9 protein-coding genes and 1 pseudogene are annotated in these 10,545 nt (G+C 34.1%); 2 read left to right on the top strand and 8 right to left on the bottom strand.

Annotation, left to right across the window (positions count from 1 at the left end; all coding sequences use genetic code 11):
• Nucleotides 1-205: 205 nt before the first annotated feature.
• Together istB and KNP68_RS04500 are read left to right on the top strand one after the other, a co-directional pair.
• Nucleotides 206-964, top strand: a complete 759-nt coding sequence (gene istB / locus KNP68_RS04505; RefSeq protein ID WP_214798870.1) for an IS21-like element helper ATPase IstB — start codon at nucleotides 206-208, stop codon at nucleotides 962-964.
• A 45-nt stretch (nucleotides 965-1,009) separates the two neighbouring features.
• Nucleotides 1,010-1,234 (top strand): annotated as a pseudogene (locus KNP68_RS04500) (ATP-binding protein); the annotation flags it as partial.
• A gap of 369 nt (nucleotides 1,235-1,603) precedes the next feature.
• Here KNP68_RS04500 and KNP68_RS04495 read toward each other — a convergent pair.
• The 8 genes from KNP68_RS04495 to KNP68_RS04460 are packed head-to-tail and all read right to left on the bottom strand — an operon-like array spanning nucleotide 1,604 to nucleotide 10,545.
• The gene (locus KNP68_RS04495) at nucleotides 1,604-2,581 is read right to left on the bottom strand and encodes a hypothetical protein (RefSeq protein WP_214798867.1); all 978 of its coding nucleotides are present in this window, start codon (nucleotides 2,579-2,581) and stop codon (nucleotides 1,604-1,606) included.
• Between the two features lie 17 nt (nucleotides 2,582-2,598).
• Nucleotides 2,599-3,555: a polysaccharide pyruvyl transferase family protein gene (locus KNP68_RS04490; RefSeq protein ID WP_214798864.1), complete on the bottom strand. Its 957-nt coding sequence runs from the start codon at nucleotides 3,553-3,555 to the stop codon at nucleotides 2,599-2,601.
• 44 nt (nucleotides 3,556-3,599) lie between these two features.
• Nucleotides 3,600-4,931 carry a flippase gene (locus KNP68_RS04485; protein WP_251131453.1) on the bottom strand — a complete coding sequence of 444 codons (1,332 nt, stop codon included), beginning with the start codon at nucleotides 4,929-4,931 and terminating at the stop codon, nucleotides 3,600-3,602.
• 11 nt (nucleotides 4,932-4,942) lie between these two features.
• The gene (locus KNP68_RS04480) at nucleotides 4,943-6,220 is read right to left on the bottom strand and encodes a glycosyltransferase family 4 protein (protein ID WP_214798862.1); all 1,278 of its coding nucleotides are present in this window, start codon (nucleotides 6,218-6,220) and stop codon (nucleotides 4,943-4,945) included.
• 14 nt (nucleotides 6,221-6,234) lie between these two features.
• On the bottom strand, nucleotides 6,235-7,251 hold the full coding sequence (locus tag KNP68_RS04475) for an EpsG family protein (RefSeq protein WP_214798859.1): 1,017 nt from the start codon (nucleotides 7,249-7,251) through the stop codon (nucleotides 6,235-6,237).
• 21 nt (nucleotides 7,252-7,272) lie between these two features.
• A complete protein-coding gene (gene wecB / locus KNP68_RS04470; protein WP_251131452.1) occupies nucleotides 7,273-8,409 on the bottom strand; it encodes a non-hydrolyzing UDP-N-acetylglucosamine 2-epimerase in 1,137 nt (378 codons plus the stop codon).
• A 7-nt stretch (nucleotides 8,410-8,416) separates the two neighbouring features.
• The gene (locus KNP68_RS04465; protein WP_214798856.1) at nucleotides 8,417-9,526 is read right to left on the bottom strand and encodes a polysaccharide biosynthesis C-terminal domain-containing protein; all 1,110 of its coding nucleotides are present in this window, start codon (nucleotides 9,524-9,526) and stop codon (nucleotides 8,417-8,419) included.
• On the bottom strand, nucleotides 9,523-10,545 hold the full coding sequence (locus tag KNP68_RS04460) for a polysaccharide biosynthesis protein (RefSeq protein ID WP_214798853.1): 1,023 nt from the start codon (nucleotides 10,543-10,545) through the stop codon (nucleotides 9,523-9,525). Before KNP68_RS04460 ends, KNP68_RS04465 begins: the two co-directional genes overlap by 4 nt.

Genomic DNA, 10,545 nt, shown 5'->3' with positions numbered 1-10,545 from the left:
TGGCAAGTCCTTTTTCTTTTCTAAAATAGGAGTGCAGAGTTGTGTACGTTTCCGTTGCACACTTCTGCACTCCTATTTTGCATTACACAGCGGACGATGGGTGTGATTCAAAACCCGATACCGAACGTCCGAAGAAATCCGGGATACAGGTCGCAACGAGGTCACTCCAAGCCTACACCGACATCCTGAAAGGGGTGGCGACAAAATGAGTCAAAGCGTTTCCGAGTTACAACAGGACTTTCGGCAGCTTCGTCTCGCCGAGACGGCTGACGCCCTCCCACAGATTTTGAGAGAGGCCGAAATGGCCTCCTGGACGTATATCGAATTTCTGAGTGCCATCACGAACCATGAACGCGCCAAACGAGACGCTAAAAGTTTGGAGAGACGAATAAAGTGGGCCCGATTCCCGTTCTTCAAATCCCTCTCGGAGTTCAATTTAGAGGAACAGACCGCACTAACCGCCCGACAGCTGAAGCAATTGAAACAGCTAAATTGGCTCGAACAACAGTACAACCTGATCCTCTTGGGCCCTCCGGGCGTCGGAAAGACGTTTTTGGCTGTGGGACTGGGAATCGAGGCGGTCAACCACGGGTTCAAGGTATACTTCGTCACGATGGGCGAACTCGTCCAACTGTTAAAAAGTGAAGAGTTCTCAAGCAAGTCGAAGGTCCAGTTGAAAAGGTTGCGAGATTCGGACCTGGTCATCATCGATGACCTGATGTATATGGCCATGGACCAACGAGAAGCCAATCTCTTCTTCCATCTCGTCAACCACCTTTATGAGCGCAGCTCGATCATCCTGACCTCGAACAAAAGCCCCGACCAATGGGGCGAATTGATCGGGGACCAGGGCATCACGACTGCGATATTGGACCGCTTACTCCATCGCGTCGAAATCATACATAGTGATGACGACAGTCACCGGATGAGGAACCGGAAATCATTGTTTTCGGCAGAAGTGTAAAAGGCAAACGAGCAAAAAGTGTCAAAATCAACTTGACGTCTACACTTGACTACTGACGAGGCGACGATCCTCCTCGAGATTTCCGAGTCGCGCCATAAGACCGTCTCCACCATCTACTGTTCGCAGATTGACCCGAGCGGATGGCATCTTCGATTAGGAAACGAGACCATCGCAGAGGCAATCCTCGACCGGATCATCCATGACTCTTATCAAATTATGATCGACGGTGAAATATCGATGAGGGAACGCCATGGCATATCAGCACGCTGACGTCCGAGCCATCCAAGTGATGGCTCTTTTCTTCGCACTAGGTGGCTCAGTCGTCCGCAATCGACGGCTCACAATGCCGCAATCCCTTGTCCAACGGACTTTGAGTCACATGATGGTCGATATATGTCACTGAGTGGTACCGAACATGGCATTTGGTGGTAAATAAAATGTCAGAGGCGGTAAAAACTCGTGGCCGTAATCAATCTATCTCCAAAGCAGTAAATATCGAGAATAAGGGTTGTTAATCGTTTCATCAATCAAACAAAAAATCTATAGGAAATCGATACAGTAAACAAAAAAACTGCAGACAGTCTAGTGTCGACAGTTTTCCATTGTTAATCTAAAAAATTGGAGCATAATACACATAAATTATTTTGATTTAAATTTAATAAATTGAATTTTTATAATACGCTTTATTCTGTTAATAGTTTTAAGCATGAAATTCGGATAGATTATAGAATAGTACCGCTTGTCATAATTCCTATCTGCTATCACAAAATTAGGATCAACTAAAGGGAATTCTAATAGTTTAGTATCTTTGAAAAAAAATCCTCTAGTCTTGTTAGGCAATAACTCGATGTTATTGCCAGAATGAGTAGACCCAAGACCAATACCAATATTAGTGATTTGGTTGTATTTCGGAACGATTGATAACCAAGAGTTGAGATGTCTGACAAAACCCCATTGATAATCCCAATACGAAACTTTGCGATCATTTTTAATATCATTATAAGCGTTTTTCCAGGTATTAACTCTTTTTCGGGCTGCGAACTGTGGCGTAATATCATCTATTAACGATTTCTTTAAGTATTCATTGTTGAATTTTTGCATTGTAAAATCGTATTCTTGCCATCTATCCTTCCAAGTAGCCCAACCCCATATAGATCCGGACTTTACGAATCCATACGAATTATTTCCGAAATCATATTCACTGAAATGATTTAGACCACTAATAATACCTATTCGATTATCAGTTTCATATTTATCTAACATTATTTTACAAAATTCAAAAAAGGATTCAGCTGGTACACAATCATCTTCTAAAATAATTGCTTTATCAACATGCTCAAATACCCATGAAATTCCTGTATGAGGTCTTTCGCCACATCCCAAATTAATGTCAGAATAATTTCTATAGACTTCGCACTCCCAGTCGACGTTCGAAACTATATTTCGACATTCCTGTATCAGTTTCTCATCATTAATATTATTATCTCTTGCACCATCTTGGATAAGAAATAATTTTGATGGCCTAGCTTCTCGGATTTTATTGAAAACTTGTTCCAGTGTATCCGGTCTTACAAAAAATATCAAAGCAACTGCAACGTCTATGTTTGCTTTCCTCAATCCAATCACCTCTTTCTTTAATCAAATTGGGATTTCCATTTATTAATGTTTTCAATCGGAATATTAATTTGAGTAGCAAATGTGCTATTAATTTTTTCTTTTAAAAGATCTAAGTTTTCTCTCGATATACAAGTTAAGTTAAAATCTTTTTGTTTTTCAATAGCTCTATTGTCAATTCCAATAATAATTGTTCTTTTTTTATTCTGTAACGCCCTTACACCTGCATGAAGCCTTGTACCAACATAATCAATATCTTGCTTCAAAACCTCATCATAGGACTTCAGATTTGGATTAACAATTATAACTTTGGAGTGATCAATCTTTAATTCCTGAAAGTATTCATAATCTTGAGTACCTTGAATCCAAAAATATACATTATCATAATTTTGAAACAGAATTTCAAATAATTCAGAGTCCCTTTTATGATCTTTATTATAGTCAGTAATTGTGCAAATTACATTTTTAGATTTTTTTACAGGTATCTCTTCACAATGATTTTTCGTTAAATTCCACATAGTTGGACAAGAGGTATTGATTACGTTATGAATACCCATTTTTTTAAATTGTTGTTCAGTGTAAGCATCTCTAACTGAGTGGATATAATCTTTTGATAATACTTTTTGGTACAATTTTTTAGTGTATATGTTAGGTTCATCACCATATTGCCACCATCCAACACCAACTAAAATACAAGGACCCACTAAATTTGAATTCAATAAATTAATATCCCATTGTCTGAATAACCTGTTCATTTTTCCACGAATCAAGTTACTTCCACAAACAAATTTATAATTAAAATCCTCAGTGTGTCTTAAATATCTTGATACAGGTAAGTGAGTAGAAACATCTACAACAAATGCTTCTTCCAATAAATTTTGAAGCTGATTGTAAGCTCCATCACCAATAATGTGATCTCCCATATTCAAACTACTAATTGCAGGATTATACATCAATACCTTTTTTCTTACTTTCATTGTTATCCTCCTAAGAAAATCAATTATTTCTTCTTGAATATACTTTACTTTTTTATAAACAAATTCTTCAAAATCGAAAGAGTAAAAGCTTTATAAATTAGTATCATATTGACTCTTATCTTTTTAAAAAAAATAGGCGTTACAACATTTGTTAAAATTTGACTTGAAAGAGTAGCTATTGCGGCTCCATATCCTCCGAGTATAGGAATCATAATTAAGTTTAATATAACGTTCGCAATTGCACCGCTAAATACAAAAACCAGATTATATTTATGCAAAGACTCACAGACCAACCATATTGAAGAAGCAGTGCCAATCATAGCAAAAGTGCCAGCCCAAACGCTTATAGATAATATATTAGCAGCCTCTAAGTACTCTGAACCAAATAAGATATTGATAATAAAATTTGAGCTAAATATAATTATAGTGCCAAAACATATACTTATCCAAATTATAATTGTATAAAGTAATTGAATCGTACTTAAATAACTTGCTTCGTTTTCTGTCTTCTTTTTCATAATTACGGGTTTAAATGATACTATGATAGCCATTGGTACGAAATACCACATGCTAGCAACTTGTGTGGCAGCTGAATAAACTCCAACCTCTGATTTAGAATTCATCATTATCCCAAGCATTACTTGATCTATTTTCATATATAAAGTAATCATTAATCCAGACAATATTAATGGCCAGCTCTGGGATAAAATTTCTTTTGAGTAATCAATGCTGACTGACCACTTTGATTTGTAAATTCGGTATTTACGATATGCCATTAGTAATCCTAAACCTACAATCAAAGAGTCTACTGTATAAATGAGTGTGTAATGGAATACCCCACCATCCATTACAACTAATAATATCTTCATTCCAGCAGATATAAGATAAGCACACATCCTAATTAATGAAGAAATTTTTGCGTTCTGATGTGCTTGTATCCAATATTCAATTACTTCTAAGGACTTAATCACCATTGAAAATGAAACAATTAACACTAGAACATGTATATAATTATTTTCTGGCTCTAAAATTCTAATCACTATCCCTGAAAATATAGTGAGTAGTATCCCACCAAGAAATCTTAAAATAAGACTTGTCCCTAAAATTGTTCCTTCATCATATTTTTTTTCTATTAATGATTTTACTGTTAACGTTTCGAGTCCTAGCGTAGAAAGTGCTGTAAATAATGTCACAAATGCTATTACATAATTGTATTGTCCAAAACCTTCCGGTCCAAAGTGTCTTGCAATTAAGGCAGTTACAAATACTCCGATAATCATGGTAAAAACCTTATCGCCTACTAACCATCCTGAGTTCTTTAAAACTCTACTTGCTTGATTATTTGTCCGAAAGTATTTCGATAATTTATAAGCCAAAGAGTTATTACTCACTTTATCTCGGTCTCCAAATTTATGTTCCTGTAAATAGACATTAATTCATTTAAATTATCTAACTTATTATGAGTACTTAATGCTCGTAATCTCGACTTTGAAGAAAACTCTGTTGCTAAATCGTCATTTTCAAATATCTCACAAACATAGTGAGCTAACATATAAGAAGCATCAGGTTGGTAGATATAACCTTCTTTATTGTGGGTCATCATATCAGTTATACCTCCAACATTTGATGCTACACACGGTACCCCCAGAAGCATTGCTTCACCGAGAGAATTTGGACTGTTCTCGATAGAAGAAGGACATACAAACACGTGAGAATTTAGGAAATGATTACACATTTTTTTTTCGTTCAATAGTCCAGTAAAAACAACATTTTTTTGTAAATTATATTTCTCTATTAATCTTTTTATATATTTTCCGTAATAAGTTAGACTAATTCTTGATTTTAAACTATTAGTGTCAGTTATATTTTTTCCTCCCACATAAAGTTTGGTATCGGGAAATTTTTTTATAATAAGAGGCATCGCTTCTAACATGTGATGTAAACCTTTAATGGAGTACTGACCTTGACTTAAGAATATTGAATACCTCTCGCAGTCATTAATGTCCCACAAATGTTTGTAAAATTCTTCTCTTAGTGTTTCATTACAAAAGAAATACTTTGATCCTGGGCTAATTTGTTGTACACAAGCTTTATCCCACGTTGTTCTCCCAATTATATTTTTTGCAATTTTTATTCCCTCAACCTCACTGTGACCTCTTTGTTTAAATTTTTTTCTAAGTCCATAGACACTATCTTTAAAAATCAAATTTCTCAATGTCATACCATAAATAGCTTTGAATGGAAGGTTCGCATACATATGTTTTTCAATAACTGAGACTAGTCCTTGTATAGAAACCACATTCTTAATACCTAAGTTGGTACAAGCCTTTATCATTGCTAAAGAATGATTCATCTCTGTTCCGTAAACATGAACTATATCAGGTTTTATTTTGTCTAATAATAATTCGAAATATTTGATCTCATTATTTTTATTATGAAAAATTTTTTTCGCAGGAGAAAAAGGATAATACGTTATTCTTTTTCCTTTCAATTCTTTAAACTCACTATGTGATTGACTTGGATAAGATATAGTTAACTCTATGTCTTTATTTTTTGAAAGTTCATTAGATGCATTCACTAACCAACCACCATATGGCAAAGATTTTTCCCCAATTATTTCACTTGCCTCTGGCAGCGGAATATTAATAACCCATAATATTTTCATTTAATTAACCACTTTCACAAAATTGTTTTATAGTCTTTAAAACTTTCCCATAAAGGATTACTGAAAAACGAGTAATATCTTAAAAGATAAATGGTTATTATTAACATAAATAACGCAATCTTGGCATACCTATTTTTAATCACAGTAAAAATATGTGGCAAAGTTATTATCAAAAAAATATCGAAATACATACCAAATCTATTCATCATTGAAATTTTAAAAGCAAGAATTGACATAATAGTCGCAATCAATGATAGTTTACCGTAGATAATTTCTTTACCCTTTAATTTTTTCAAATTCAATAAAATCATCAAGAAAAAGACAGATGAAAGCAAGGTCGCTCGCAAACTATTCTGTGTCCGTTCATTAAAATAATATTCATAGTGACTAGGAAAATATTTTAATAATTCACTTACAGCTTGATCGAAGAATGACGTAAATAACAAAATTCCTACAATAATAATAGTAAAAAGTGAGTCTTTTGTCTTAAAAGGTTTATCTGTTAATAGAAAATATAAAGGTAATAAAACAATCGCGCTTGCATGCATTCCAATAGCTATTATTACAAGAACTAAATACATAAACCATTTTCTTTCGATAGCAAATTTAACAGCAATTATGAAGAAACAAATTGCTAATGTTTGTCTCAAAGAGGACAAATGAATTAAAAATAAGTAAGGGTTTATTAATAATATCAGCATAGCTATCCAATATTGATTAAATTTTAGATTTTGTTTTATCAGATACCACACAACACATAAATAAAACAGACTAATTATAGCAATCAACATAGAAAAATTAGGCACTAAATTGTTTAGAGTATAGTACAAATAGTCATTTGCTCCCCAGGAAGGAAGACCTGTTTGAATTTGAAAATGAATATTGAAATACCCCATATAATCATTTCCATAATCATATCTGAGAGCCATAAATAAAAATAATATTACAAAAGAGAAGAAAAGAAATGGGTACTTTTTGTTTAACATAGGAATTGTAAAAACCAACACAATTAAAAAGACAAAATGAACCATGATTAACGTACCTTTTTCTTATTATTTTTCGTATTCACGCCAAACAACTCTATTTATATAGTCTGTATAAGATAAAATTATTCTGAGAACTTTTTCGGAAACGTTTGGCATACTATAATCAGCCACAGTTCTTAATGTATCTTCATTTTGAGACTCTAAAACTTTAAGTGCCTGCATTATTCTTTCTTGTTTCAAACCTACCATCATTACAGAAGTCTCTTCCATTGCTTCGGGACGTTCATGAGCCTGCCTTATATTTAATGCTCTAAAACCAAGAATGGATGACTCTTCACTAATCGTACCGCTATCACTAATTACTACTTTTGCATGTTTCTGAAGCTTAACGTAATCATTAAACCCAAGTGGTTTCATAATCTTTATCAACGAATTAAATTTAACTTGGTTGGTCTCAATCATCTTCATTGTACGCGGGTGCGTACTCAAAATTAAGGGAATATTGTATTTTTCTGCTATCGTGTTTAAACTTTCTACTAGGTCATTAAAGTTTTGAGTAGAATTGATATTCTCATCTCTATGAGCAGATACAATAAAATATTTTTCTTTGTGTAAGCCTAGCTTTTCAAGCACATTTGATTTTTCAATATCTGCGGCTCTAGAGTTAAGGACTTCATACATTGGACTACCTGTTTTTATAATTTGTGCTGCTGGCAAACCTTCTTTCAAGAGATACTCTCTGGCAATATCGCTGTATGTTAAATTGATATCAGAAATATGATCTACAATTTTCCTATTAGTTTCCTCTGGTACACGCTGGTCAAAGCATCGGTTTCCTGCTTCCATATGAAATATAGGGATTTTGTGTTTCTTTGCCGCGATTGCACATAAACAACTATTTGTATCTCCTAAGATAAGAACTGCATCCGGTTTTTCATTCCTAAAAATTGGATCGATTGAGATTAAAATGTGTCCAACCGTTTCTATTGCCGTTCCATTAGCGGCGTTTAAAAAATAATCTGGTTTTTTTAGATTGAAATCCTCAAAAAAAACTTCGTTTAGTTCGTAATCATAGTTTTGTCCTGTATGGACTAAAACGTGTTCAATAGCTTCTGATTCTTCAAGGCGATTAATTGTTGCAGATAATCGAATTATTTCTGGTCGTGTACCAACAATAGTCATAACCTTTAGTTTCTTCTTCATTTATATTTTAAACCTCCATATAGTATGTATCAGGATTTATAGAATCAAAGGGTTCATTTACCCACATAATAGTTACCATATCCGAATCCCCTAGATTCTCAATGTTATGGGTATATCCTACGGGAATATCGACAACCACAAGTTTTTTATCGCTTACGAAGTATTCAATAACTTCATCTGAATCAATCTTCCTAAGTCTAATTACCCCTTTCCCACTTACAACAAGAAATTTTTCATTTTTCGTATGATGCCAATGATTTCCTTTCGTGATTCCAGGTCTAGAAATATTGACTGATATTTGCCCTCTATCCGGTGTCCGAATAAACTCGGTAAATGACCCGCGATCATCTTTATTCATAGTCAATTCATATGCAAATTGATGTTCTGGTAAATAACTTAAATAAGTACTATATAATTTCTTTATTAACTCATTATTTAATTCGGCAATTGAAAGTTCGCTTCTTGATTCATAAAATGAGTTTAATAGCTTCACGAGCTTCCCTAAAGTAATTTTATGAACAGGATTGACTTCATAATAAATCTCGCTATTAAAACTGTCAGGATTTAATTGATTTATTAATTCCCGAACTACATCATCGATGTACGCTAAAGTTAGCTGCGTTTCAGGATTTTCAACCCAGACAGGTAAACCTCGAGAGATATTATGACAGTACGTTGCTACTACACTGTTATAGTTTGGTTTACACCATTTTCCAAATAAATTAGGTAAACGGTAAAGTATGACTCTTACATTATTATCTTTCCCGTAAGATTGCACTAATGTTTCTGCATTTTTTTTACTTTCTCCGTACGAATTAGATAGTGCAGCTTGAGTGGACGAAGAAAACATTACGGGTGGAGGGCTAGAACTTTGTGAAAGTAATTCGAGTAACTTTTCAGTAAATTCCGTATTCCCCTTTTTATATTCAGACTCATGTTTTGGTCGATTTACACCAGCTAAATGAAAAACAAATTCTGCTTCTTGAGTATATTTTTCTAACTCACTCTCTGTCGTATTACGATCACACAACAACAAGTTTGTATAACCTTTATTCTTTAATTCAGCCACGAGATTTCTTCCAACAAATCCGTTTGCTCCCGTTACTAGAATTCTCATGCTTTCACTCGCTTTTCAAGCTCATTTTTGACAAAATCAAGAGTAAGTAATCGTTCTTTAATTTGTTCAATCGATAGTCTTTCTGTATTATTCGAGTTATATTCATTTTCTTGAGTTAATTGCTGATCGCCCTCACTAAAGTATTTATCGTAGTTTAAATCACGAGTATCCGCAGGAACTCGATAGAAGTTCCCCATATCTTCAGCCACAATATGTTCTTCTCGAGTTAATAGTGTTTCAAAAGACTTTTCTCCGTGACGAGTCCCAATTACTTTGATTTCGTTATCTGCTTCAAAAAGTTCTTTTAAAGCAATTGCTAAGTCTCCGACTGTTGAAGCTGGTGATTTTTGAACCATGATATCGCCAGCTTGAGCATTATTAAATGCGAATACTACTAATTCAACAGCCTCTTCCAAACTCATTAAAAATCGAGTCATATTTGGATCAGTTACTGTTAACATTTCTCCATTCTTAATCTGTTCAATAAACAAAGGAATTACTGAACCGCGAGAAGCCATTACATTTCCATAACGAGTACCACAAATCAATGTTTGAGTCGAATCAATTGTTCTAGCCTTTGCAACAAATACTTTCTCCATCATAGCCTTCGAAATCCCCATGGCATTTATTGGATAAGCAGCTTTATCGGTAGAAAGACAAATCACTTTATTAACACCGAGTTCAATAGCAGCATTTAAAACATTTTCAGTTCCTAATACATTCGTTTTTACTGCCTCTAACGGAAAAAACTCACAAGATGGAACTTGTTTTAGCGCTGCAGCATGAAAAACATAATCGACACCATACATTGAGTTTTTAACGCTATTTTGATCTCTGACATCTCCGATATAGAACTTCAATTTGCTGTGCTGATATTTTTTACGCATGTCCTCTTGTTTTTTTTCATCCCGAGAAAATATTCGGATTTCTTTAATGTCCGTCTCCAAGAAACGCTCCATCACTGCATTTCCAAAAGATCCTGTACCACCTGTAATTAATAACACTTTATCTTTAAACAT

The sequence above is a fragment of the Exiguobacterium sp. s50 genome (genome assembly GCF_018618175.1).
GTDB classification, from domain to species: Bacteria; Bacillota; Bacilli; order Exiguobacteriales; family Exiguobacteriaceae; genus Exiguobacterium; species Exiguobacterium chiriqhucha.
This window is presented reverse-complemented; position numbering and strand designations above follow the sequence as displayed.

Excerpts from the sequence above, each read along its gene's own strand:
- istB (WP_214798870.1), top strand. The coding sequence starts at position 206 with ATGAGTCAAAGCGTTTCCGAGTTACAACAGGACTTTCGGCAGCTTCGT.
- KNP68_RS04490 (WP_214798864.1), bottom strand. The coding sequence starts at position 3,555 with ATGAAAGTAAGAAAAAAGGTATTGATGTATAATCCTGCAATTAGTAGT.
- KNP68_RS04480 (WP_214798862.1), bottom strand. The coding sequence starts at position 6,220 with ATGAAAATATTATGGGTTATTAATATTCCGCTGCCAGAGGCAAGTGAA.
- KNP68_RS04475 (WP_214798859.1), bottom strand. The coding sequence starts at position 7,251 with ATGGTTCATTTTGTCTTTTTAATTGTGTTGGTTTTTACAATTCCTATG.
- wecB (WP_251131452.1), bottom strand. The coding sequence starts at position 8,409 with ATGAAGAAGAAACTAAAGGTTATGACTATTGTTGGTACACGACCAGAA.
- KNP68_RS04465 (WP_214798856.1), bottom strand. The coding sequence starts at position 9,526 with ATGAGAATTCTAGTAACGGGAGCAAACGGATTTGTTGGAAGAAATCTC.
- KNP68_RS04460 (WP_214798853.1), bottom strand. The coding sequence starts at position 10,545 with ATGTTTAAAGATAAAGTGTTATTAATTACAGGTGGTACAGGATCTTTT.